This window comes from Ruegeria sp. BA12 (genome assembly GCF_056539625.1).
On record NZ_JBQFVF010000007.1, the window covers coordinates 46774 to 71567 of the forward strand.

25 protein-coding genes and 1 pseudogene are annotated in these 24794 nt (G+C 54.0%); 18 read left to right on the forward strand and 8 right to left on the reverse strand.

Annotation, left to right across the window (positions count from 1 at the left end):
* Positions 1-46: 46 nt before the first annotated feature.
* On the reverse strand, positions 47-454 hold the full coding sequence (locus ACR0B0_RS14125; RefSeq protein WP_170362711.1) for a hypothetical protein: 408 nt from the start codon (positions 452-454) through the stop codon (positions 47-49).
* 105 nt (positions 455-559) lie between these two features.
* On the opposite strand from ACR0B0_RS14125, the gene ACR0B0_RS14130 reads away from it, so the two are divergent.
* The 3 genes from ACR0B0_RS14130 (at position 560) to ACR0B0_RS14140 (ending at position 3008) form a co-directional block, all read left to right on the forward strand.
* Positions 560-1345 (forward strand): helix-turn-helix domain-containing protein, encoded by a 786-nt coding sequence (locus tag ACR0B0_RS14130; RefSeq protein WP_480648301.1) that lies wholly within the window; start codon positions 560-562, stop codon positions 1343-1345.
* 296 nt (positions 1346-1641) lie between these two features.
* Positions 1642-2103 carry a carboxymuconolactone decarboxylase family protein gene (locus ACR0B0_RS14135; protein WP_170379721.1) on the forward strand — a complete coding sequence of 154 codons (462 nt, stop codon included), beginning with the start codon at positions 1642-1644 and terminating at the stop codon, positions 2101-2103.
* Positions 2100-3008: a sigma-70 family RNA polymerase sigma factor gene (locus ACR0B0_RS14140; RefSeq protein ID WP_170351266.1), complete on the forward strand. Its 909-nt coding sequence runs from the start codon at positions 2100-2102 to the stop codon at positions 3006-3008. Before ACR0B0_RS14135 ends, ACR0B0_RS14140 begins: the two co-directional genes overlap by 4 nt.
* A 135-nt stretch (positions 3009-3143) precedes the next feature.
* On the opposite strand, the gene ACR0B0_RS14145 is transcribed toward ACR0B0_RS14140, so the two are convergent.
* On the reverse strand, positions 3144-3332 hold the full coding sequence (locus ACR0B0_RS14145; protein WP_170351265.1) for a methyltransferase family protein: 189 nt from the start codon (positions 3330-3332) through the stop codon (positions 3144-3146).
* 564 nt (positions 3333-3896) lie between these two features.
* Between ACR0B0_RS14145 and ACR0B0_RS14150 the strand changes: the two genes are divergently transcribed.
* From ACR0B0_RS14150 to ACR0B0_RS14170, 5 genes are all read left to right on the forward strand, one after another.
* Positions 3897-5372 carry an N-acyl-D-amino-acid deacylase family protein gene (locus ACR0B0_RS14150; RefSeq protein WP_170351264.1) on the forward strand — a complete coding sequence of 492 codons (1476 nt, stop codon included), beginning with the start codon at positions 3897-3899 and terminating at the stop codon, positions 5370-5372.
* 11 nt (positions 5373-5383) lie between these two features.
* On the forward strand, positions 5384-6259 hold the full coding sequence (locus tag ACR0B0_RS14155) for an aminotransferase class IV (protein WP_480648303.1): 876 nt from the start codon (positions 5384-5386) through the stop codon (positions 6257-6259).
* A 353-nt stretch (positions 6260-6612) separates the two neighbouring features.
* A complete protein-coding gene (locus tag ACR0B0_RS14160; protein ID WP_480648305.1) occupies positions 6613-7575 on the forward strand; it encodes an HlyD family secretion protein in 963 nt (320 codons plus the stop codon).
* Positions 7572-8498 (forward strand): ABC transporter ATP-binding protein, encoded by a 927-nt coding sequence (locus ACR0B0_RS14165; RefSeq protein ID WP_480648307.1) that lies wholly within the window; start codon positions 7572-7574, stop codon positions 8496-8498. The genes ACR0B0_RS14160 and ACR0B0_RS14165 overlap by 4 nt, the downstream gene beginning before the upstream one ends.
* Positions 8495-9640, forward strand: coding sequence for an ABC transporter permease (locus ACR0B0_RS14170; RefSeq protein WP_480648309.1), 1146 nt, complete (start codon positions 8495-8497; stop codon positions 9638-9640). Before ACR0B0_RS14165 ends, ACR0B0_RS14170 begins: the two co-directional genes overlap by 4 nt.
* Positions 9641-9955: 315 nt before the next feature.
* Here ACR0B0_RS14170 and ACR0B0_RS14175 read toward each other — a convergent pair whose 3' ends face one another.
* Both ACR0B0_RS14175 and ACR0B0_RS14180 read right to left on the reverse strand, forming a co-directional pair.
* The gene (locus ACR0B0_RS14175) at positions 9956-10912 is read right to left on the reverse strand and encodes an ROK family protein (protein WP_413247492.1); all 957 of its coding nucleotides are present in this window, start codon (positions 10910-10912) and stop codon (positions 9956-9958) included.
* Positions 10913-10972: 60 nt separating this feature from the next.
* Positions 10973-11155: pseudogene (locus tag ACR0B0_RS14180) on the reverse strand (winged helix-turn-helix domain-containing protein); the annotation flags it as partial.
* 232 nt (positions 11156-11387) lie between these two features.
* On the opposite strand from ACR0B0_RS14180, the gene ACR0B0_RS14185 reads away from it, so the two are divergent.
* From ACR0B0_RS14185 to ACR0B0_RS14210, 6 genes are all read left to right on the forward strand, one after another.
* Positions 11388-12362 carry a substrate-binding domain-containing protein gene (locus tag ACR0B0_RS14185; RefSeq protein ID WP_480648440.1) on the forward strand — a complete coding sequence of 325 codons (975 nt, stop codon included), beginning with the start codon at positions 11388-11390 and terminating at the stop codon, positions 12360-12362.
* A gap of 118 nt (positions 12363-12480) precedes the next feature.
* Positions 12481-13551 (forward strand): ABC transporter permease, encoded by a 1071-nt coding sequence (locus ACR0B0_RS14190; protein WP_480648311.1) that lies wholly within the window; start codon positions 12481-12483, stop codon positions 13549-13551.
* A complete protein-coding gene (locus tag ACR0B0_RS14195; RefSeq protein WP_170351257.1) occupies positions 13551-14333 on the forward strand; it encodes an ATP-binding cassette domain-containing protein in 783 nt (260 codons plus the stop codon). Before ACR0B0_RS14190 ends, ACR0B0_RS14195 begins: the two co-directional genes overlap by 1 nt.
* Positions 14330-15001, forward strand: coding sequence for a nucleoside/nucleotide kinase family protein (locus tag ACR0B0_RS14200; RefSeq protein ID WP_170351256.1), 672 nt, complete (start codon positions 14330-14332; stop codon positions 14999-15001). Before ACR0B0_RS14195 ends, ACR0B0_RS14200 begins: the two co-directional genes overlap by 4 nt.
* Before the next feature lie 97 nt (positions 15002-15098).
* Complete coding sequence (gene fsa / locus ACR0B0_RS14205; protein ID WP_170351255.1) at positions 15099-15752, forward strand: fructose-6-phosphate aldolase; 654 nt, start codon at positions 15099-15101, stop codon at positions 15750-15752.
* Between the two features lie 404 nt (positions 15753-16156).
* Positions 16157-17326 carry a cupin domain-containing protein gene (locus ACR0B0_RS14210; RefSeq protein WP_480648313.1) on the forward strand — a complete coding sequence of 390 codons (1170 nt, stop codon included), beginning with the start codon at positions 16157-16159 and terminating at the stop codon, positions 17324-17326.
* 29 nt (positions 17327-17355) lie between these two features.
* Here the strand turns inward: ACR0B0_RS14210 and ACR0B0_RS14215 are convergent, their stop codons facing one another.
* The gene (locus ACR0B0_RS14215) at positions 17356-18246 is read right to left on the reverse strand and encodes a DMT family transporter (protein ID WP_170351253.1); all 891 of its coding nucleotides are present in this window, start codon (positions 18244-18246) and stop codon (positions 17356-17358) included.
* Positions 18247-18387: 141 nt separating this feature from the next.
* On the opposite strand from ACR0B0_RS14215, the gene ACR0B0_RS14220 reads away from it, so the two are divergent.
* Positions 18388-19176 carry a class I SAM-dependent methyltransferase gene (locus ACR0B0_RS14220; RefSeq protein WP_480648314.1) on the forward strand — a complete coding sequence of 263 codons (789 nt, stop codon included), beginning with the start codon at positions 18388-18390 and terminating at the stop codon, positions 19174-19176.
* A gap of 329 nt (positions 19177-19505) precedes the next feature.
* Here the strand turns inward: ACR0B0_RS14220 and ACR0B0_RS14225 are convergent, their stop codons facing one another.
* Complete coding sequence (locus ACR0B0_RS14225; protein WP_170550969.1) at positions 19506-19910, reverse strand: PaaI family thioesterase; 405 nt, start codon at positions 19908-19910, stop codon at positions 19506-19508.
* Between the two features lie 212 nt (positions 19911-20122).
* On the opposite strand from ACR0B0_RS14225, the gene ACR0B0_RS14230 reads away from it, so the two are divergent.
* From ACR0B0_RS14230 to ACR0B0_RS14240, 3 genes are all read left to right on the forward strand, one after another.
* Positions 20123-20407: a hypothetical protein gene (locus ACR0B0_RS14230; protein ID WP_480648316.1), complete on the forward strand. Its 285-nt coding sequence runs from the start codon at positions 20123-20125 to the stop codon at positions 20405-20407.
* A 92-nt stretch (positions 20408-20499) separates the two neighbouring features.
* Positions 20500-21051, forward strand: coding sequence for a gluconate 2-dehydrogenase subunit 3 family protein (locus ACR0B0_RS14235; RefSeq protein ID WP_480648318.1), 552 nt, complete (start codon positions 20500-20502; stop codon positions 21049-21051).
* A 42-nt stretch (positions 21052-21093) separates the two neighbouring features.
* Complete coding sequence (locus ACR0B0_RS14240) at positions 21094-22671, forward strand: GMC oxidoreductase (RefSeq protein WP_480648320.1); 1578 nt, start codon at positions 21094-21096, stop codon at positions 22669-22671.
* Here ACR0B0_RS14240 and ACR0B0_RS14245 read toward each other — a convergent pair.
* Both ACR0B0_RS14245 and ACR0B0_RS14250 read right to left on the reverse strand, forming a co-directional pair.
* Positions 22668-23390, reverse strand: coding sequence for a glutathione S-transferase N-terminal domain-containing protein (locus tag ACR0B0_RS14245; protein WP_480648322.1), 723 nt, complete (start codon positions 23388-23390; stop codon positions 22668-22670). The genes ACR0B0_RS14240 and ACR0B0_RS14245 overlap by 4 nt on opposite strands.
* A gap of 264 nt (positions 23391-23654) precedes the next feature.
* Entirely contained in the window at positions 23655-24365 is a 711-nt protein-coding gene (locus tag ACR0B0_RS14250; RefSeq protein ID WP_170351246.1) for a M48 family metalloprotease, read from the reverse strand.
* Positions 24366-24794 lie beyond the last annotated feature (429 nt).

The window sequence follows — 24794 nt, forward strand, 5'->3', positions numbered from 1 at the left end:
GACTCCCTCAAAGCCGCTACAAACCACCATACCGTATTCCGTTCAATCAACGACGATTTCGACAAGAAGCCAGAAGCAGGACCAGGAATGTCAGGTTAAGCACCGCATTGAACGGCGCACCAACCAGGATTGAGAAAGTGCTATCGGTGCAAAACCAGGACCATGTTGCAACCCAGGTTACTCTTTGAGCCGCATCCGGGGAAATTGGCGCAACATATGTACCTAATGCCCATGACATTCCGCCGAGCCCGACGGTCAGCCCACCGGTGATGGCCAATAGCAATGGCGACGGTATCGCCATGTCGGGCGCAACCTCCTGCATCGGCCAATAGGCAACCTTAAGGAAAAGGTGGGCGACGGGATGCAGTATCGATAACCCTGCCAAAGCAAAAAGCGCTCCCGCTCCAATCAGGATCCATCCTGAACGACGCATGGCAGATTGTTGTGATGTCATGTTTTCCTCCTAATTCACTTGATCTGTCATGCGCGGTCAGGAGTATTCAAAGCAATTACCTCAGAGGTAAGTGATCTCTGACAATTGATTGTGTAAGATTACCTTATGACTTCTTACTCAGTTCTATTGAAGGAATGGCGCAAGCGCCGTCGGATGAGCCAGCTCGATCTAGCTGTTGAAGCCGACGTCAGTGCGCGACACATATCGTTTCTGGAGACCGGACGTTCCCGACCTAGCCCTGAGATGATCGTTCATCTTTCAGAGGTTATGGAAGTACCTGTTGACGCCAGGAATCATATGATGAAGGCGGTTGGTTTCGCGCCGAGATATGCGGCGACGCCGCTTGACAATGCGGCGATGGAACCCATTCGGAACGCTGTCACATGGACGTTGGAAAGACATGCCCCCTACCCGGGTCTGGTGCTTGATCGTCTTTGGCGGGTTGTAGAATTAAACGGTCCTGCTGCGGTGCTGTTTGCACCTCTCGGATTGGCTGCAGGCAATAGCCTCCTTGAATTGCTGACTGGCCCTACGATGGCACAGGTTGTTGAAAACTGGCCTGAAGTGGCGCATTACACCATGCTTCGCCTTCGCGCGGAAAGTGCAGCGGCAGGTGGCATACCTGATTTGGAGGTTGCGATAAGAGAACTGGCGGCGCACGCGCATGCACCAAGTGACGCAATAGTGGGACCATCCATTCCCACGGTCTATCGATTTGCCGGACATCGCCTTTCGATGTTCGGAACGATAGCGCAGTTCAGCACTGTAGCCGACGAAACACTCGACGATCTAAAAATTGAATTGTTCTTCCCGTCTGATGAACAGAGCGCTGTCTTGCTGACGGCACTTACCAGTCAGCCACAGGACCTCCAACTGCCGATATCAAGCTGACTTTGTGTCTCCGAACGGTCGGAATTTGCCTAGTTGGCCTAGCAGTTTGAAGTTGTCTCGATACTTGCTACCTCTTCCATGCGGTTCCCTCTGCACTTGCCGGCTTTGTTGGTTGATCTCGTCGGCCTGCGTAACCTCTCGAGAAAACTTTCGCGAAATGCTGGTGAAAATTGCGCAACTCGATTGAGATTCAGCTGTCCTTGCCACGCAATACAAACTGATTTGTTGCGCACCCATGTCACAAACTCCACGCCTGCCGCGTCCTGTTTCTATACACCCAAATACAGGAGCACCTCATGCAATCCCGTCTCAACCATTTCGCCGTTGCCCCGCAACTGATGCAGCCAATGCTCGACATGGAGGAATGCCTCAAAACAGCGGGCCTTGAGCACAGTCTCATCGAATTAGTAAAGTTGCGCGTGTCGCAGATCAATGGCTGCGCTTTCTGCATTCATATGCACACCAATGACGCGCGTGCGCAGGACGAGAGTGAAGACAGGCTTCACTTGCTGAATGCGTGGCGAGAGTCGTCTCTTTATTCCGAGCGTGAACGCGCCGCTCTTGCCTGGGCCGAAACGCTGACCCGCATCGAGCAGAATGGTGCACCGGATCACACCTATGATGAGATGGCCGCTCAGTTTTCAGATCAGGAAAAAATCGCCCTGACGCTGGTAGTGACAACGATCAACGCCTGGAACCGCATTGCTATTGGGTTTGCAACGCCACATCCTGCCGCCAAGGAGGCCACGGCCGAATGAGTCATATAACTTCACTCGATAACGACCAAACATTTGTCGATCTGCGACCGCGCTTGTTCGCGGTCGCCTATCGAATGCTGGGCACTGTTAGTGACGCAGAGGATGTAGTACAGGATGCATTTTTGCGTTGGCAGAAGGTTGATCATGCTAGCGTGCGGGACGCGACTGGGTTTCTGATCCGAGCGGTCACGCGGTTATGTTTGGATCACATGCGGGCCGCGCATACTCGACGCGAAACATATCCCGGTGAATGGTTGCCGGAACCACTGATCACAGATGATGCCACCGAGCGACTGGATCGTGACGTCTCGGTGGCACTCCTTCTGGCGCTGGAGCGGCTGACACCTCTCGAGCGGGCAGCCTTTCTGCTCCACGATGTATTCGAGCAATCATATGACGAATTGGCACAGGCATTGGAACGCACACCTGAATCCTGCCGCCAGCTTGTTAGCCGAGCTCGGAAACATGTGCAGCGCAACAAACCTCGAACGCAGGTTGAGCCCCAACAAGGCGAAGCCATCGCGAAGGCATTTTTCATGGCCGCCAAAAGCGGCGACACTGACGTTCTCGCCAAATTACTTGCGCAAGACGTAAGATTTGTTTCGGATGGCGGCGGCAAAGTATTGGCGACACTCAACCCGATTTTGGGCCGAGACAAAGTGATGCGGTTATTGTCTGGTCTGGCGCGTAAATACACTGATCAACCTGCCCAGCAATGGCAATTCTGCCACCTGAACAATCTGCCTTCGATCCTCAGCCACGAAACGGGGGACATTTTGCAAACCACGTCGTTGGAGATAGAAAGTGGGATGATCACAGCGATCTACGTCGTGCGTAATCCAGAAAAGACTCGTCATCTGTCTTTCGACGGACACACTCCCATCAATGGCGGCCTATCTGACTAGGATGACTACATCGGCCCAAAGCGGGCACGCGCTCAGGTGTCGTGATGCCGCGGTGCGGCTCATCGTTGCAGTCATTCGCGGAAACAGCGAAATCAAGTCATAAGCAAACTCACACGTCGCGGGAAAACCTGCTATTCAATTGTCGTTCGCGCCTGAGGGCTCATACGGCCGAAACATGGGAACCCATCGCGGCACCTTCGCCTTGTACCGCAGGTAGTCCTCGCCAAAGCGTCGTTCCAGCCCCGGCTCCTCTACGAATTTGAAGTAAAGTGTGTTGAGGAGAAAGAACACTATCGCCCAACCCAACAGGAATAGGCTGCTCATTGCTAGTGCTTCCGCCAGTATCATTAGAATAACCTATGAAAGCATGGGGTTGCGCACGTAGCGGTAAGGTCCACTGACCACAAATCTTTGAGGTGGATCCCACGGTGCAGGAGTTCCGTATCCCTCAAGAACAAACAGTTTCATCGTGTTCGCGGCCAAGGCAAGCGCGGGGCCAGCCAACATCGCTGCCACAGCCCAATGCAGACGCGTTCCCACACTTGCACCAAATGGCCATTGGTCGCTGAAACATTGGACCAAAATCGGGATGTAGATCAGTGCTGTACCCGGAAGGATAAGTACCGCTTTAGTCATGCGCCAAAACATAGAGGAATCTTACCACAGCTTGTCGATCGTATTCTTCGCAACCACACCCAGTGCAACGTCGGATTGGCTATAGTAAATCCTTGGATCAGAACCAGAAATACTTACAACCTCTCAAAAATTGTCGAGGTTGGATGGTGTATTGTCAGAGGTATTTGCTCATTTGCGACCAGAAATTGTTCATTTGAAACCACCTTTGCGGCGCGATTGGCAATAGTCTGGGGAAAACTGGGACGGGTCGCCATGCCAGGAAGTACTCGAAAAACTACGTTGGAAGAATGTGACCTTCTGATCCGCAATGCCTCGGTAATTGACGGTACCGGTGGCTCCATCCGCAATGCAGATGTGGCAGTATCAGGAGACGAAATTGTCGGTGTCGGGCCACTGGACGGTATTCGTGCGCAGGCGGAAATTGACTCGACCGGCCTGTGCCTCGCCCCAGGTTTCATTGACGCACATACTCATGACGACTGGGCGCTTCTACGCACCCCGGATATGTCGTTTAAGGTGACACAGGGGGTGACCACGGTTGTGACTGGGAATTGCGGGATCAGCGCCGCTCCATTCAGGGTGCAGGAAGATCTGCCAGACCCGTTCAATGTCACTCCGGACGTGCAGTCAATCAGCTTTGAAACCGTCACCGAGTATCGACGCGCGATCAAGGATGAAGCGCCCGCCGTCAATGTGCGACTGCTGGCCGGGCATTCATCACTACGTGCCACCGTAATGGGGTCGGATTTGGAGCATGCCGCGACCAGTGCAGAAATCAACCGAATGGCAGAATTGCTTGATAAGGCGCTGTCCGAGGGCGCGGCCGGGCTTTCCAGTGGATTGGACTATCCCGCCGCGATGGCGGCTCCTGGGGAAGAAGTTGTGATGTTGGCACGGGTGCTACGTCACCACCCGAACACCGTTTACACAACCCATGTTCGGGATGAAGGTGACGGCGTGATCGAAGCCATCAAAGAAGCCCTGTCCACTGGACAACGCGCCGATGTTCCTCTGATCCTGTCGCACCACAAATGCGCAGGTTTTCGCAACTTCGGTAAAAGCAAAACGACGCTCGCCATGATTGACGCAGCCCGCGCGAAAGCAGAGGTCGCCATGGATGTCTACCCCTATACCGCCTCGTCTTCTGCTCTGATGGAGCGTTTCATTGATGCCGCTAAAGATGTGATTGTCATCTGGTCCGCCCCGCACCCGGAGGTTGGAGGACGGATGCTTGATGACATTGCTGCAGAATGGGGCGTGTCGCGGGAAGAAGCCTGTACAAAGTTGAAACCCGCTGGCGCTATCTATTTCGACATGGACGAAGAGGATGTACAGCGGATCCTACAACACCCGGCGTCGATGATCGGATCGGACGGGCTGCCTGGCACCGAAAAACCGCATCCTCGGCTCTGGGGCACTTTTCCACGGGTCTTAGGGCATTACACTCGGGATCTGAAATTGTTCTCGCTGGCACAGGCTGTGCACAAGATGACCGGCCTGACCGCAGCAAAGTTCGGCCTGACCGATCGCGGAGAAGTTGCAGTCGGGAAAAAGGCAGACCTTGTACTGTTTGATGCAGAGACAATCTCGGATGTGGCTGATTTCGACGCTCCAGAGCAGCCCGCCAAAGGCATTCATTACGTTTTTGTAAACGGGCAGGTCACCCTTTCTCAGGGGCACCAGACCCACACGCGCGCAGGTCGCTTCCTGAACAACAACAAACAATAGCGGGGAAAAACATGAGCAGAACAGTCTGGCTGAACGGGACATATATGCCCGAGGAAAAAGCGCAATTGCCAATCTTTGATCGGGGCCTGCTGTTTGCTGACGCTGTATATGAAGGCTTTGGCATTCTGGACGGGCAGATCATCGATTTCCATTACCATATGCAGCGTCTGAACCGGTCGTTGGCCGAGTTGGAAATGCGGCCACCGATGAGCGAGGGTGCGTTATATGACGGGCTGATGGGGCTGATTGCGCGCAACGGGGTGGAGGAAGCGTTTCTCTATCTGCACGTCACCCGTGGCGCGCATGATCGCGATTATCTTTACCCCGGCGGCCTGTCACCCAACGTTTTTGCCTTCACCCAGCCGCTGCACGGGGGGCTGGCCGCCGATCCGCCGCAACCTCTGCGACTGGCCAGCGCACCGGATATTCGCTGGGCACGGCGAGATATCAAGACCAGCAACTTGTTAGGTCAGGTTCTGGCGAAAGAAATTGCCCGCAAGGCCGGTGCGGATGAGGCGCTGATGATTGCGCCCGATGGCACAGTGACAGAATGCGGGGCAATGTCGTTTTTCATCGTAAGAAATGGCTGCATCTACGCCCGCCCCCTCAGCCGTGATATTCTGCCAGGGATCACCCGCCAGACCATGCTACGCGTTGCCGACGACCTGGGGCTGAAAGTGGTCGATGCCACCTATACGCTAGACGACGTCTTCAGGGCGGATGAAGCTTTTGCCACTGGCGCTTCCAGCTATGTTCAGCCGGTGCCCGAAGTCGATGGCCGACAAATAGGTGACGGTGAGACGGGCACTGTTACAACCTTGCTGCGCCGCGAATATCTCAAAGCCGTGCGCGCCTCCTTCCGAAACAACCGCGCCAGTCTTCAATAGATAGCAACAGATAGGCGTTCGCGGCCCAGAGTCGACATTCAACCTAATGCCGTGGTGCTGCAGTCGCAGCCATAAAGCCCACCGTTCGCTGCGTGCGCGAAATATCGATGCGTATAAACACACAGTACGCGGGACAAAGTGAGCTTAAAATACGTTGCTCACGCCACGCCCAGCGGTGTCATTGGCCCGAATGAAGTCGAATGCTGCCGCCAGAACATCCAAAACCTCGAAGATTGGCTGGGGTGCCTGCTTGAGTGACGCTGCTGCAGGACGATATATACAAATCGAATTTCCTGATTGTATGATTCAATAACCGGCCCACCTGAATAGCGGCCAGAAACCGGAAGGTAGCCTTGCTGAATTTGACGATTCCCATACCCTTGATATTGGTCGCCGTTTTGCCCGCCGTTCTGGATCGGTGCTCTGGTTCCGACACGAGCGTGGCCCTGGGCGTACTGGCCCGCGACCGGGTGGCTTTGACTGCGACGGCCAGTGAAATCGTTGTCGATTTACCGATCGCCGAAGGAACTGTCGTCAAAGCAGGAGATATTCTGGTTCAACTCGATCCAACATTACAGACTGCCAAGCTCAGCCTGGCACAGGCCGAGCTTCAAAAGGCGCAGGCCACGCTGTTGAAGCTGCAGGTCGGACCGCGGGAAGAAGAGATTGCAATTGCCGAAGCCAAGGTCGCAGGTGCTGTTGCGCGACTGGTTGACGCCGAAGCCATCTATGAAAGAAACGCCAGACTGGTCGAAAACTCGGTCGTCACCGAAGCACAGGTGGCAAATGATCTGGCCTTACGCGATTCTGCGCGTGCCGAGTTGGCCAGCGCTCAGGAATCTTTGAAAGAGCTGCAAAACGGCACCCGTCCCGAAGATATTGCTGTCGCCGAGGCCAACGTACGTGCAGCAGAAGCCACGGTTGCTGCCGAGCAGACCGTGTTGGATGACCTGACAGTTGTTGCGACCCGCGATGGTGTACTGGATTCACTGCCTTGGAATCTGGGCGAGCGGGTAACATCCGGCAGCCCGGTTGTCGTTATGGTCACCGGTCAAACACCCTATGCGCGTGTCTATGTGCCCGAACCGCATCGCGTCAAACTAAAGCCCGGCGATAAACTGAGAGTGCGCATTGACGGACTCTCCGATCCATTGGACGGCGTGATCCGCTGGATCAGCGACGATGCGTCGTTCACGCCATATTACGGACTGAACAAGGATGACCGTACGCGGCTTGTCTATCTCGCCGAAATTGACCTGCCAACCGCATCGCCGGACTTACCCGCCGGAGTGCCTGTGCAGGTTCCCTTACCATGAGCGACATCGTTGTCTCGACGAAAGGCCTGACCCGCCGGTTTGGGGAAAACACAGCGGTCAACAATCTGGACCTTGAGATCAGAACGGGCCAGATCTACGGGTTTCTTGGCCCCAATGGCTGTGGCAAGACCACTACCATGCGCATGTTGACCGGCTTGCTGACCCCTAGCAGCGGAACGATCTCGGTTCTGGGGCAGTCCATGCCCGAAGCGGCGGAACCGTTGAAGAACGAGATTGGGTATATGACCCAGATCTTCTCGTATTATCGCGATTTGACCGTTCTTGAGAATCTGCGGTTCGCGGCTGAAATTTACGGCATTCCGGCTAAATCAGCCGCGGACCGGATTGACGAGTTGCTGCACACCTATGACCTGACAACGAACGTGCATCAGCTAAGCGGCAGCATGAGCGGCGGACAACGGCAGAAACTGGCGCTGGCAGCAACCGTCATGCACCAGCCAAAACTTCTGTTTCTCGACGAACCAACGTCGGCCGTTGATCCCGAAACCCGCCGCACGTTCTGGGAGCAGCTGTTCGATCTGGTCGATCAGGGTGCGACGATGATTGTGTCGACCCATTTCATGGACGAGGCAGAGCGTTGTCACAGGCTGGCGATACTGCAGCACGGCGTAAAAAAGGCGGATGGGTCCCCCCGTCAATTGATGGATGATCTGGACGCCGATGTTGTAGAGGTGGAAGGGCCGGACCTGAGAAAAGTCAAACACGAGCTGGATGGCAAATCCAAGATACTCTCAACGGCTCAGGTCGGCTCGCGGCTGCGTGTGCTGGTCGACAAGTCCGAACCTCGGCCAGTTGATATGCTACGCGCCCGGCTTGATGCGTTTGCGGACCTGACCCTGACGTCTCAACGTCCAAACCTTGAAGACGTCTTTGTCAGCGCAACGCGGGGGCCGGAACAATGATCTCGCCGCGTCGTATCACAGCCGTTTTGAAAAAAGAGCTGCTTCAGCTGAGGCGAGATCGAATGACCTTTGCCATGGTTGTCATGATACCACTGATCCAACTGCTGCTGTTCGGCTATGCGATAAACACAAATCTGCGTCACGTGCCCGTCGCACTGGTGGATCAATCCCGAACTGAACTGTCGCGCACGCTGGCGCAGATTGTTCAGGCCACGCAGGTCGTAACAATCACCGAGGAGTTGACCAGCCCGCAAGAGGCCGAACGCGTGATCACCGAATCTCGCGTACGCGCCGCTTTAATTATTCCTCAGGATGTGAGCCACCGCCTTGCCCGAAGCCCTTCCGTCGGATTGGGATTGCCCGACGCAACCAACCAGACCAGCAGTCGGCCTGTTGCCCATTGGATCGTGGACGGCTCGGACACGATGGTCGCCAGCGCGATCAAGTCCCTGCGCACGATGCCACTGACCGAGTTGCTCAAGCAACCGCCCAACCGACAGGTGCCTACGTTTGAAGTCACGCTCTACTTCAACCCCGAACAGCGGTCGGCGGTGAACATCGTACCCGGTTTGGTTGGGGTTATCCTGACCATGACAATGATCCTGTTCACCTCGGCCGCTATCGTCCGTGAGCGCGAGCGGGGAAATATGGAGATGTTGATCAACACACCGATCAAGTCCATCGAGCTGATGATTGGCAAGATCATACCCTATATCTTCCTGGGGCTGCTGCAGGTCGCAATCATCCTTGGTATCGGGCACGTGTTGTTCGATGTCCCAATCAATGGTGGGTTGGGCGTTCTTCTTGTGGTGACGCTGCTTTTTATCATTGCCAGCCTGTCGCTAGGGTTGGTCATTTCAACACTTGCACAGAACCAGCTCCAATCGATGCAGATGACCATTTTTGTCCTGCTGCCCTCGATCCTGATGTCCGGGTTCATGTTCCCCTTCGACGGCATGCCGCGACCTGTCCAAACCATCGCACAAGTCCTGCCGGCCACGCATTTTATGGACATGATCCGCGGCGTGGTCCTGCGCGATGCTTCCCTTTATGAGTTGCGCTGGGGGATTCTCTGGATGATCGGGTTTGCGGTATTCGGATTGTTGGCGGCAACTCTGAGATTCAAGAAACAGTTGGATTGAATTACGGCCCGTTCCGAACATTCGTCGATTTTGACGTTACAGCATTGCAGCCTCCAGATAGCGGACGGTGCACACGCCGAAGGTATCGAAAGAGAACTATCGGCTCAGCAGAAAAACGCAGCGCACCCATTCGGGCACACGACGGTTAGCCAAGGAAGATAAAAATCATGGGAAAAGGCGCAACGGCAATCGCTGCCGCCAAAACAAACCCCAGAAAGGAAACCTACGGCTGGCCCCGGCCAGAAAGGCGAGTCCCCCGCCCCCTCCGAAATCCGCGACTCTTTCCTGATTAGGAATTTTGACGACGAACTGCTGCTACATCCCAGAAAGGCCTGCATTGGTGTTTAGTAGGAACTGGCGAAAAATTGGGCTGCTTGCCGCCCCAATGCCACGGGCGTTTTCTCCGACTGCTGCGGCTTCCACGACCGGAGGGATAAGACCGCGTTTGTCCTGGTTGACCAGATAGCGCCGAACCCTTGCCACCAACTCTTCTCTTACGTCCGGCGGGAACGCCCCGTCGATGAAAATGGCCTCGAAGTCGATGACGGCACAAATTGAAAGAGAGGCCTTGGCCAACTCCTGCGCAGTCGCTCCAATCCACGGCTCGACATACCGTGTGATGCTGGTCCAGTCCTGCGGCTTCTTCCAGAGAATCGCGGGATCGACGCCCCCTTCGATCAGCCTGTCCTCAAGCAGAAACAGTGAGGCGGTGTCGATCAGTTGCTGGCTTTCACCCAATGGACCCGTCGTGCGCATCGCGCCCAAGGCACCAGCATTGCCTTGGTTGCCCTCAAACACGGTGCCGTTCAACGCGACTCCGCCGCCGATCATTGACCCAATGAAGAAATAAAAGTAATCGCGATACTCAGCCCCACGACCATATAGATGCTCCGCGTGACACGCAGCGGTCGCGTCGTTGACTACAAAAACCGGCAAGTCGCTGAACTTGGCGACCTCCGAGAAGAAGTTAACGTTTTTCCAGGAACTAAACTTCTTGGCGGCAAGCCCAGACAGGTCGTGCCATTTCCAAAGTTCGAACGGTGTGCCGATTCCAATCCCGCATACGCGATCACGAAGCCTTTGCGGTTCGTGAGCCAGTAGCGTTTCCAAGCCAGAATCCAAAAACCCGAAAACGGCCTCTGGCAACGGATAATCATAGGTTGTGGAAAGTTGGCGGCGCGGCTTGCCTGTAAAGTCGATCAAAAGCAGATCGGCACTGCGTCGCCCTATCTTCATCCCGACTGACAAGATGCCTTCCGGATTTAACTCCATTGGGATCGAGGGCTTTCCAACTTTTCCTCGCAACGGGGCTCCGCGTTTGAGAATCTGGTCTTTTTCGAGCTTGCGCAAAATGATTGAAACAGTCTGTGGAGACAGACCTGTCAACCGCGCAACGTCGGCACCCGCCGTAGGCCCATGCCGTTGTAAAACTGTCAAAATCAGACGTTCGTTGTGGTCTCGAACACCGCTTTGACTTACGCCTCCTGTCAGCATTCTCAGCGCGTCTTTCTCCATAACTCAAAACATAACCACCTTGTTTTACTATGGAAAGGCGGTCGATCAAATTAATAAATAAACTTTATTTATTTATTGACAGAGAGACCAGAATCACAGTTTCTTGAATGAGACCTTCATTAGAGGATGGAGGTAGGCCTCGTTGGTACGCCGCTCGGGGCAACAAATATTTTCTGGGAGGACAAATATGAGAAATCTATTCAAGATTGCCGCATCTGCGACTGTGCTCACGATGGCAGCGGCCTCTGCTCAGGCAGCCGGAGAAACCGTCTGCCTGATCACGAAGACTGACACCAATCCCTTCTTTGTAAAAATGAAAGAAGGCGCGACAGCCAAGGCTGAAGAGCTTGGCATGACGTTGAAAGCCTTTGCTGGTAAAATTGACGGCGACCACGAAACTCAGGTTCAGGCCATTGAAACTTGCATCCTCGACGGTGCAAAGGGAATTCTACTAACGGCATCGGACACGAGCTCGATTGTTCCAGCGGTCCAACAAGCGCGGGATGCAGGACTTTTGGTTATTGCGCTGGACACACCGCTCAGCCCGATCGATTCAGCTGATGCAACTTTCGCAACGGATAACTACAAGGCCGGACTGTTGATCGGGCAATGGGCAAGGGCCAAAATGGGTGACGCTGCAGCAGACGCAAAAATCGCGACGCTTGATCTGAATGTCAGCCAGCCAACAGTAGACGTTCTGCGCAATCAGGGCTTCCTTGACGGATTCGGAGTGGACCTGGCTGATCCCAATGTCATTGGCGACGAAACGGACGCGCGGCTGGTTGGTAGTGACGTGACCGACGGCAACGAAGAAGGCGGGCGCCGCGCCATGGAAAACCTTTTGGCCAAGGACTCGACGATCAACGTTGTGCATACGATCAATGAACCGGCAGCGGCGGGCGCTTACGAGGCCCTGAAATCCATTGGACGTGAAAACGATGTTCTGATCGTTTCAGTCGATGGCGGCTGTCCCGGCGTACAAAACGTTCAGGCCGGTGTAATCGGCGCCACAAGCCAGCAATACCCCTTGCTGATGGCTTCGCTTGGTGTTGAAGCCGTAAAGAAATGGGCAGACGAAGGCGTGAAGCCCGAAAACACACCTGGAAAAGACTTCTATGATACCGGTGTGGCGCTGATTACTGATCAACCCGCCGATGGTGTTGAATCGATTTCAGTCGCAGAGGGCCTGGAACTCTGCTGGGGCTAAGTACAAGCCCATTTGGAGAGGCGCTCATATGAGCGCCTCTCCATTGCTTTAACCAGCAATCCGATACTTCCTGTAAACTGATCTCGTGACCCCAATGCAAGCCACGAAAGGGTGAGATATGTCTGAAACAAACCGAGGCACCCCGGAATTTGAAGCCGCAGCAAGCAGGGCGGAAACCGTCGCGGAGTTTGAGGATCACCGGCGCGGCGCCCTGGGGAAGTTGCAGCACCTTCTCCATGTCAATCCGTCCTTTGTGCCACTTATTGTCTTAGTCGGAGCGATGTTGGTTTTTGGGCTGCTATTGGGTTCAAAATTTTTCTCGCCCTTCGCTATGACCTTGATCCTTCAACAGGTTCAGATCGTCGGCATCGTGGCAGCAGCGCAGAGCCTTGTTATTCTGACCGCTGGCATCGATCTGAGTGTCGGTGCGATCATGGTTTTTTCTTCAGTTATCATGGGTCAGTTCACCTTCCGATATGGCATTCCTGTGCCATTAGCCGTCATGTGCGGTCTGGCTGTCGGAACGATGATCGGAGCCCTCAACGGTTGGCTTGTCAGCCGCGTTAAACTCCCCCCTTTTATTGTCACACTTGGAATGTGGCAGATCGTTCTGGCAACCAACTTCCTGTATTCCGCAAACGAGACCATTCGTAGTCAGGACATAGAGGCAAACGCCCCCTTCCTTCAGTTTTTCGGCACAAAATTTAGCATCGGTGGAGCGACTTTTACAGTTGGCGTCATATTCATGCTCGTCTTGATTTTTGTGCTGGCCTATGCACTCAAACACACAGCTTGGGGCCGTCATGTCTATGCGGTGGGCGACGATCCAGAAGCGGCCGAACTGTCCGGTGTCAACGTCCACAAGACCTTGATGTCAGTTTATATGCTCTCCGGGCTGATCTGCGCCTTCGCCGGCTGGGCTCTGATCGGCCGCATCGGCTCAGTCTCTCCAACTTCTGGCCAACTGGCCAACATCGAAAGTATCACCGCGGTTGTGATCGGTGGCATCTCACTGTTCGGCGGGCGAGGATCCATTCTGGGATCGTTGTTCGGAGCACTGATCGTTGGCGTGTTTACTCTTGGGCTGAGGCTCTTGGGCGCAGATGCGCAGTGGACCTTCCTGCTCATCGGTCTCCTCATCATCGCAGCGGTCGCAGTCGACCAGTGGATTAGAAAGGTTTCGGGCTAATGTCAGACACAACACCAATCGTCCAAGGCCGCGGAATCGTGAAGCGCTATGGCCACGTCACCGCCATCGACCATTCCGATTTTGAATTGCGTCAGGGAGAAATCCTTGCGGTCATTGGGGACAACGGCGCCGGAAAATCATCCATCGTCAAAGCGATCTGCGGAGCCACGATCCCGGATGAAGGCGAAATCCTCATCGAAGGCAAGAAGGTTAACTTTACCTCTCCGATCGACGCCCGGAACATGGGGATCGAGATCGTCTATCAGCAACTTGCCATGTCGCCCGCTCTGTCAATCGCGGACAATATGTTCATGGGTCGTGAGATCCGCAAACAGGGCTTCATGGGGCAATATCTGCGTCAACTTGACCGACCCGCCATGGAGAAGTTCGCCCGTGAAAAACTGACCGAGCTTGGCCTCATGACCGTTCAGTCGATCAATCAAGCGGTTGAGACACTGTCGGGCGGTCAGCGCCAAGGTGTTGCCGTGGCGCGCGCCGCAGCCTTTGCGACCAAGTTCATCATCATGGACGAACCAACGGCTGCACTGGGGGTGAAAGAGAGTCGGAAAGTTCTCGAACTCATCCAGGATGTGCGCGCGCGTGGCATTCCGATCATACTTATCAGCCACAACATGCCGCATGTCTTCGAAGTCGCCGATCGCATCCATGTGCACCGGCTGGGCAAAAGGCTCTGCACAATCGATCCCAAGGACTACACAATGTCCGATGCCGTGGCCTTCATGACTGGTGCCAAAGAGCCCCCGAAAGAGGACGCCGCGTGATCGGGCAGGACATAATGCGCGTTTGCGACCTGATCTCGTCCCGGAGGCAAGTTGGGGTTCGGACGATTGTCGCAATCGCCGGCCCCCCTGCATCCGGCAAGTCGACGCTGGCAGATAACGTTGTGCAATCACTGAATGCACATCAGAGTTCTGCGGTTCCGTTAGCCACGCTGGTACCCATGGACGGCTATCATCTGGACAATCGGGTACTTGAGACGCGTAGTTTGTTGGATAAAAAAGGGACACCAGAAACCTTCGACGGAGTTGGGTTTTGCAAGGCAATCAGAGGACTGCAGTCGGCGCGACATGAGTCCTTTCACCCCAAATTCGACCGCCAAATGGATCTGGCCATTGCAGGCGCGATTGCTGTTCACCCAGAAACTCCGACTATCGTCGTTGAGGGAAACTACCTTCTGATGAATAGCGACCCGTGGAGAACATTGGCAGATGTCTATGCCGCAACAGTATTTGTCAGCCCAACTTTAGAGGAGCTTAAATGCAGGCTGCAACGCCGCTGGATCAAGCATGGCTTTGACCCAAAATCCGCGCTGCAACGCGCCACAACGAATGATCTGCCCAATGCTGAACTTGTCATCAGAGAGAGCAGGAAGGCTGATCTGACATTGAACCATAATTACACCGAATTCGGAATGCGTTACGCGTTTTGATCCGGTTCAACCGACGCAGAAGCGATCCGTTGATACTAACTCGTCCTGGCGTTTTTCAGTGCAATTAACATCATCCCATACACGATGAGGGAAGCTTATGAAGTTCTTCGTGGACACCGCAGAAGTAAACGACATCAAAGACCTGATAGACTTTGGACTACTGGACGGTGTTACCACGAATCCAAGCCTTGTCGCCAAGTCTGGCCGCGATTTCAAAGAGGTCATTGCTGAAATTTGCACTCTGACAGATACGCCCGTATCGGCAGAAGTCGCAGCTTTAGATGCCGCAGGAATGATTGCGGAGGGAGAGTACCTCTCGGCGATCGCAGACAACGTGGTTGTCAAACTGCCGCTGACCTTGGATGGCCTGAGAGCCAGTGCTCATTTCAAGAGGCAGGGTATTAGAACAAACGTCACGCTTTGCTTCACACCCAATCAGGCTCTTTTGGCGGCAAAGGCGGGCGCGACCTATGTATCACCTTTCATTGGCAGATTGGATGACATCAATCTGGACGGAGCCGATCTCATCCGTGATATCCGAAGCATCTTCGACACCTATTGTTTTGAAACTGAAATCATTGCAGCATCCATCAGAAGCCCCAATCATATTACAGAGGCGGCCTTGGCCGGATCAGACATAGCCACGGTCCCCCCGTCCGTTATCCGCAAATTAGTCAGGCATCCGCTAACCGACACCGGCATTGAGCAGTTTCTCAATGATTGGAAGTCGACCGGGCAATCGATTCTGTAATGGAGGGTCATTTTGCCTGAGACAGAAGGCACCGAACACTGAACGGCTGTGTGTCGGGGGACTAAAACCTCAATGACAGGTTACCTTAAGTGATTAGAAAGTCGAGTTGTTCGGAAAATTGCCGGCACTACGCTTCAGTGGTGGCATAAACACAAAGGCAACGATCTAAATCTTCAACGTCCGCTTTCTGAAGTGACGGGAGATTTTGGTGCGGCCGCGGCAAAGGTCCACTTCCCGTGCCTTGCGTCATCTAAAGCACAGCTACACAGGTGGTTACACATAGAAGATGAGATGGCACGGGTGTCTCGCTATTCGACCGTGCCAAACAATTTGTGGCAAGTTTAGAGAGCCAAATATCCTGTGTTACACTTTTGAGACTTCTCCCCGAGAATTAGGAGGCCAATATGGTTAGTTCATCCAGGCGAGAATTCTTTAAAGCAGCCGCAGCAACGGGTCTCGGAGGAACTGCTGCGATGCAAGTTTCAGCCGCAGAGTTTCCATCGGGCCCTTTTTGGAACAATGTTCCTGATCCAGAACTTTCCAAGCAAGAGCTTCCAAACTTCAAGTTTGAACTGGAAAAATCCAAAGGGCGTGAAGACGGTGGCAGTTTCGGAAAAGAAGCCACCGTGCGCCAACTTCCGGTTTCAACGGGAATCGCCGGTGTCTCAATGAAACTGGAACCCGGTGTCGCCCGTGAATTGCACTGGCACGCCACTGCTGCGGAATGGGCATTTGTCATGGAGGGGCGATGCCGGACAACAGTCATCAACCCGGCTGGAAAATCCGAAACGAACGATTTTGAACCAGGTGACGTATGGTATTTCCCGCGTGGTTACGGGCATTCGATACAGTGTCTGGGCAACCAGCCCTGCCACTTCATTCTGATATTCGACAATGGGTATTTCTCTGAATTCGGTACATTCAGCATCACGGACTGGATTGGCCACGCGCCGAAAGACCTGTTGTCAAAATCCCTTGGCTTGCCCGCAGCAGCGTTTGATTCTTTTCCCAAGAGCGAAGTTTATTTCGTTCACGGCGACCCGCCGCCGGAAGAACCTGCTTTGCCTCATCAGGGGCATCTGGCAACACCTCGGAATACGCATAAATACAGGCTGCTCGACCAAGAGCCGAATTCTTCTTTCCCAGGCGGTCGAGAATGGCTGGTCAGCCAATCGGAATTCCCCATCTCAACCACGGTAACGGGCGTGGTTTTGGAACTTGAGCCTAAGGGGATGAGGGAGTTCCACTGGCACCCGAACGCGGATGAATGGCAATACGTAATGAGCGGTAGCATCGGAATTACCATATTTGGTGCAAACGGCCGCTTCGCCACAGAATCTCTGAACAAGGGGGATGTGGGATATATTCCTCAGGGTTATGGGCATTCGATTGAAAATGCTGGTGAGGAAAAAGCCCGAATACTGATCGCGTTTAACACCGGTGAGTATCAGGCAATCGACCTTTCAGAATGGATTGCAGGTAATCCCAACTACCTGCTTGCCGCGCATTTTGATCAGAAACTGGATGTTGTCGAAAAGCTCCCGAAGCAGGACGTCTTCATCGCTCCAAGGTAGGTACAAGGCAAACGTACAATGGCGGCATACTAAGACTTGAACTTGCCAATGATCAGCGCCGCGACGATCAGAATAAGCGCAAGGATGTCATTCGCCTGTAGTCGCTCTCCAAGAAACGCAATGCCGATGAAAACGCCAACCAGCGTGATCAGATAACCGGAAAGGGCAGTAAAGGTCGGGCCGGTTCGACCAACCATATAGATGAACAGAACATAGGCTATGCCGCCACAAAAGACGCCTAGGCCTGCCAGCGCTGTTACGCTTTGCCACGACGGGTCCGGCTTCCACGCGGAACTGAGGATCAACGTCAAAACCACCAGTACTGCGGACGCGATCATAAAGACGTTTCGCATCGCAAGAACAGGTGGCACGTTTGACAGATGTTTCATCATGATCAGGCTTGCCGAGAAACTCAGTGCGCCGCCCAGGATCGCCAGTTCGCCGATTATGTCCGCCAGCCAGCTGCCTTTGATACTTGGAACGATCAGAACCAGAATCCCTACAAAGCCGACAGCGACACTCAGCGCTGCGATCAAACTCCAATGCTCGTCTTTCACGAAAAACGGGGCCAGTATCAGGGTAAAGATTGGCACTGTGGCAAGGAGGATGGCAGCAATACTGCTGTCGACGTGTTGCTGCCCCCAGGGGATCAGAAAGCACGGCAAGATTGCTTCAGCTACCGCGATTGCACAGTAAAGCGACCAAGGCTGTCTGCCGACTTTTATCGAAGATCCCGCTGAACGTCCGTACATCACAGCGGCGATGATCGTCAGGGTGACAAATCCGATCAGCACCCGCCCGGTCGCCACGACCAACGGCGAAAAACTCTGAATGGCCAGTTCGTTCAGAACAAACTGAGACCCCCAAATCAGACTGATCCCGACCAATAACAGATAGTCGAGGGCAACAGGCCTGTTCATGACGAATGCGCTTTTTCGAACACGTGATTCACCACAAAAACATGAAGTCAACTAATCCTACCACAAGCAGGGAGACCGTGCGCCCGGGTATTAACATGCGTGAATACAGTGTATTTTCTGGATAGATATGGGAGGCACCAGATGTACGAAGATCTATTACCTCACACATTGCCGACTGAGGCCGAGCGGCTTGATCGCATGTCACGTGCGCACGACCCCGATACCTTTGCAACAATTGAAAGACTGAACCTTCCAGAGAATGCGCATTGCCTGGATATAGGTGCCGGGCGCGGAAGCGTCGCGATCTGGCTGGCCGAGACATTGCCCCACGCAAAAGTCATCGCCAGCGATCTGGACGTGTCGTCCGTGAAAGAAAACACCTTACCCAACATAGCCCTGGAGGAGATCGATCTGCGAGCCGATGAGCTTGGTTCAGAATTGTATGACCTGGTTCACTGTCGCGCGGTGTTGTGCTTTTTACCGACCCGAACAGAGGTTTTGTCAGCGATCCTGAAGTCGCTCAAACCCGGCGGCGCATTTGTTGTTACTGAAATGGACTTCAGGCGAGTTGCTTCCGGTCCGAGCCGTTTTTGGGCTACGTTCTGGACCGCGTATCTCGAATTCACCGCATCTCAAGGGTGGAATTTAGAGTTTGGTGCAACGTTACCGGGCTTTCTTGCCAAAACCGGCTTTACGGAAATTGATGCACGGCACATTCAGCCCATTTTAAATCTCTCCGGGAATACCGCAGGAGCGGCTGAAGCGCAGACCTGGTCACTAACATTGGCAACATTGGCGCCTAAATTGATCGGTGGCGGTTTTATGACCGAAGGCATGCTGACCGAAGCACTTTCGATCATCCGTAACCCCGAAGCTTGGACGGCCGGACCAGGCTTCATGGTCACCAGTGCGCGGCGACCGATGACCTAACCCGAGGGGCAACTTATCCTCAACAAGAAACACTTGTGGATGTCTGCTATTTTGAAGCAAGCGCCATTCGTGCAATATGCAGAAAGTGGTACTTAGGGCTCAAGGCGGCCATCAGAGCCAGTGCAGCATTGCCCCCTGCCCCACATCACACAGGCCTTACGGACGGCCCAATCCGGTCACTCAGTGAGGTGCATAGTTGCTGCGCGCGCAGCCCGCTTTGCTGACTATCACTGAACGTGCGAATTATGAAAGCACCAAACTCACAGATCACGGACAAATCCTGGTTATGGCTTCCGATTGCAAGCTCAGCCAGCTATGAACCTGGTGGTTTAACCTTTCCAATCCAGAGTGAGTTGCGTTTGGGTCACGATCGCCGCAGTACGGCCATCGGGTCGGGTAATCGTGGTCTGCCAAATCATTGTTTTTCGACCGCGATGCAGGGGAATACAGGTCAAAGTGATCTCGTCGCCAATCCGCACAGATCGGATGAAGTTCGTCTTGCTCTCCAGGGTTGTTGTACTGGCATCTTTGTCAAGGTTCACTGCCGCAGCTACTCCTCCTATGGAGTCTGCCGCCCCCATGATCGCACCACCATGCATCACCCCGTTTCGGTTGCCCATGTCTTCTCGGACGAGCAGTTTCGCCACCACCTCCTCCACTGAAACGGACACTAGTTCGAGACCCAGAGATTGGGAGTAAGGTGGTAACCAGTGCTGGATGTTTTTGTTATGCATGTACGATTTTACTCATGGGCGAATACATCTGTGTTCCTTGGTGTCCGAACTAGAGTACCCACCACCATTTTACCTGCAGGCGGAATACAATTATTCTTGTGGTGTATTCAAAATCGAATTGTAGGAGAAGTTACCGTGTCCGTCCCGCAGATTGTAACTGTCGTTGGCTATATGACGATCCTAGAATCACATGCAGCGGCATTTAGAGAAAAATGTTCAAAATGATTGAACTGCGTAGGCTAGAACCCGGCCATTTGGCGTCAGCCTACAGTTTCGGTGCCGGTGGAAAAGTTGTATCCCGCGAAGACTATGACAACGCCGATGCAGTGATCCGCCATATGGAATTGGGCAACCACATCTTTGAGCTCACGCAACAGCTGGTCGAGATCACCGGGGTCGAATTACATGGCCCTCAAGCTGAGCTTGAAAAGCTGGGCGATCTGTTCAATGGGATGTCTCCCGCAATCTTTGCCACCGAGTTTGGATATCGCCGGTAGTTAGACGTGTATGACGGATTGAACGGAAACTGATAAGGTGGGCCCAGCCCGGTGATCAGGGCATCTGTTTGCAATAGGTGGAGACAGGTCGAATGACGGGAAGACGACGCTTTTTGACTCGTGTGATCCCGACCACGTTCTGGGCAAACATCGTAATGCGTAGCCTTTCCATAAACGCGGAGGCAAAGACCGTCGAAAACACAAGCTACAAGGTACTCACGGCAGCCGAAGTAGAGACTCTGGCTGCCTGGTGCGCGGCGATCGTGTCCGGCGCAGACCAGGCCGGGGTCGCTAGGTTTGTCGACGAAAACCTCGCAGGAGATCAGGGCGCGTCCTTGTTACTTCTCAGATACCTTGATGCCAGCGACATGGCAGGATTTTACCGCAATGGGATCTTGGGCATTGAAAAAGAATACCTGCACCGGTTTGGTTTGTCCTTTGCACGGGCGGATGCCGGTAACCGACTGGAATTGGTTGAGGCTGCGATAGCCTCGAAGATGCAAGTCTGGACCGATCCAGATCCGAATTTCTTTTATTTCATTTCACGCAGCGACGCGGTGGATGTTGTTTATGGCACGCAGGCGGGATTTGCGGATTTGAATATTCCTTATCTCGCGCATATTCCGCCACCCCGGCCTTGGTAGCAATTCTGCTAACCTAGGAGAAACCCAAAACACAGAGAACCAATGACCAAAATCTCACATGATAAGGTCGAAGTCGTGATCATCGGCTCTGGCATCGCCGGCAGCACGATGGCGGCGGAGCTGGGTGAGGCGGGGTTCACCGTGCTGGTCCTGGAAGCCGGGCCGGAGCGCCAGCTTTCGGATATGATCAGCTCGCAGATCTGGTCCCGGCGGCTCAGATGGGCAGGGCCGGAGGTCCGGGAGTCAGGCGATCTTGTGGGGGCCGCAAACTTCGCCATGGGTTGGGGGACCGGCGGGGCCGGTTTGCATTGGTACGCAAATTGGTACCGGCTGCATCCGGACGACTTTCACGTCAAATCCTTGTACGGGCGCAGTCTAGACTGGCCCATTGATTATGAAGACCTGCGGCCATGGTATGACCGTGCGCAGTCTTATTTTGGCGTTTCTGGCGATGAAGATACTAATGCGCCGCCCGGCGAGGCCTATCCCATGCCTGCCATTTCAATTTCCAAACAGTCACAGACCATCAAGCCCGGGTTTGAAGCAGAGGGGCTGAAACTCACGACAAACACATTGGCAGTAAACTCCGTTCCCTATGATGGCCGGTCAGGATGCCTGCTTGACGGCTGGTGCGACGCGGGCTGCCCAATCGGGGCGTTGGCAAATCCACTAGTTCTGCAATGGCCACGGGCCCGAAAAGCTGGGGTTGATCTACGCCACAACGCCTATGTTGCACGAATTGAAACTGACCCTGCGGGATCTAAGGCAACCGCAGTCTTATATGTCGATGAGCAGGGTCGGGAAAACCTGCAACCTGCCGAAATTGTTATCTCGGCGTGCCACACAATCTGGAATGCACGGTTGCTGATGCTGTCCGCCAGCGACAAGCATCCTAATGGGCTTGGCAATGGCAGCAAAACCCTGGGACGCTATTTTACGTCTCACGCGCTAACGACCATCCACGGGCTTTTTTCTCAGGAAACGGAGCCCCATTTGGGTGTGTCCGGTGCAAATACGCTCTGCCTGGATGGCTATGACGACAAACAACCGGCAAAGGATACCTTTGGCAGCCGCGCGTGGCTTGTTGGACAGGCTGCAAAACCCAACGATCTGTTGGGAATTGCTCTGGCCAAACCCGAATTGTGCGGCGAGGCTCTGGACGCATATTTGCGTCAAGCCAGTTTGCATTATGGCAATATGACTGTGTTGTGCGAGGAAGATAGTATTCCGGAAAACCGCGTCACGCTCGATCCATCAAAAAAAGATCGATATGGGTTACCGCAAGCCCATGTGCAAAACTCTCTTCCACAGGCAAATGCCTCCAGATCAGATCTGGCCAGGGCCGAGGGTCTCCGTATCTTCAATGCGGCGGGGGCTACTGATGCCTGGGCGGGCCCGCGAAATCCTATGCACATGATGGGCGGAACAATCATGGGCGACGATGCATCGGCATCGGTCACGAATTCATATGGGCAGGTGCATGAGATCGACAATCTGTTTGTCGCCGGCGCAAGCCTGTTTCCAACGCCCGGCGCCATCAACCCGACGGCTACGCTGGCTGCGTTAGTGTTTCGCACGGCAGATTATATTCGCACCCATCGATCAGAGTTACTGCCCTAAAGAGCGCTGCGCGGCAGTTGTGCCCGCCCCATTCCATCGAATGCGCCGAGCAGTTCTTCGAACCAACGGTGCAGAGCACTCTCTGGTGGCCAGAATGTCGTCAGACTGACAACCCGGGGCCACTGGAATGTACCGAACAATATATAGTCCGAATAATCTGGTGCTACGCCGCCCAGGAAAGGCGTTTCGGCGAGAGTTACCTCAAGCGGGATCAGTGCTTGTTTGGTCGCGTGACGTGCGGATTCAGGGTCAGCTCCGATTTCTTCGACGGTCTGGCCGAATTTGCGCAGGGTTCGTTCACGATAGTAATCCTTGTCGCACTTCGCCGTCAGGGGAAATTGCTCCGCTATGACAGCACGAAAGATCAGAGGGTGCAGCGTGTTGTCTGCCCAGTGATTGACGAATAGCGACTTTGCCTTGTCGGATGGGCTGGCAAACAGTGGATGGCCCGGATAGGTGTCATCCAGATAAGAGGCAATGTACCAACTGTCCCGGACCCACTGATTGCCATCCACCAGAACCGGCGCCGTCACACCCCCGGATCTTGCGATCCGTTGCTTTTCGGTTATGCGCCATGGCTCTGAGTCAAAACTTAGTTGTTTATGCGCCAGCGCCATGCGACTGCGCCAGCAGTACGGACTCAAATGGGCTTTTGGATTTTCACCAACAACTTCAAAGAGCCTGCGCTTGTTCTCGTGCGATATCATGTTGGGGCCCATTCTGTTTCACGGCAGTCTATCACATTGCCAGAAACGACTGAGGCTGCTTTTGCGTTATGTTCGCGCAAGGGAGTCCTGGTTAATGGCTGTCCGCAACCGCAGTTGAGCAGCCGCCACGCCATCATTCGGCTCTGAGCCGACATTGGCTTTGCCCACTGGTGCTGCGGCGCACCCTGTCGAAGCGGCCATTCACTGAAACTGCGGTATCAAGGCTTGCACGAACTTTAGCATTGTGACTCTGCGACTACCTATTGACCTAATGAATCAGCCGCCAATCTGAGTCATCGTAGCTTGAACCGCATGATACCTTTGTGCGTTGGGAGGATGTGTGCCCAGAAAACGATCACCAGGATCAGGAACTCGCGCGAAGTACAGCGCACCTTTGAGTGGATCATAGCCCGCTTTATGGGCTATTACCGTGCCTAGTTGATCAGCTTCCAATTCAAAGTTCTTTGAATAGCTGCGCCCGCCGACAAACGCTCCAAGATCTTGTGCAGCGGCAATATCATTCGGCCCGGTCCCGGCAATTGTTGCCAGACCAGCCAAAATTACTGCACCAGCCGCCGCATTTTGAGCGCGACGCGCCAAATGCCCTTGAATATGGTGAGCGGCTTCATGCGCCATTACAAATGCAAGTTCATCGGTATTGTTCACACTTCGTGTCAGCGCTTGGGTCATTGTGATCACCGGGCGCCCCGACTTACTTAAGCTCTGATATGCGTTTGAGGGTGCTTTTTTGTTTGGATCAATGCGGATCAAGAAATCGCAATTCACTCCCCGAGTACGGCGGCGGCATTCTCGCTCTGCCACGGGTTCTATCCGTGCGGCGACCTGCCGAAACCTTACTTGTGCCTGCTGTGAACTGACGGGGGCGCTTGCGCGACCGGGATTTGGGATAGGTGCAGATGGAGGAGGGTTGGTTGATACGCATCCCGCCAACATCAAAATAGATATTGCCAATACAGCTCGCTTCATAAAAGCATCTTTCTAGCAATTCAAAACACAGAAATAGAGGCCATAGTCTTCGATAAGCCAACATCCAAATCCGATAATAGAGCTTGTGTGAATTGTTATTCAATAACAGCGGAGATTGTCTGTAGTCGCAGGCCGATTCAGCTGTCGCCAGAATGGTGAGCACCGTAAATGGCGTTGAAACGAACAGCCAACTAGCCCACGGCCTCCTCGCTAACGACCTAAACCTTGTTGATCGACACATAGACAGCCGCCATTCTCGCGGCACCACGGCTTGAAACCTATCTGTTTTGCGGCGTTTTTCGGAGAGATCGAATGACCGCAGACTAAGAAAAACAACTACTCCTATAAGGTTAACTCAATTGGCAACACTAAGCGCTATTGAATAACAGGTTTGTGTCGTAACCCTTTGGGATGCAGTTTAAATCCGGA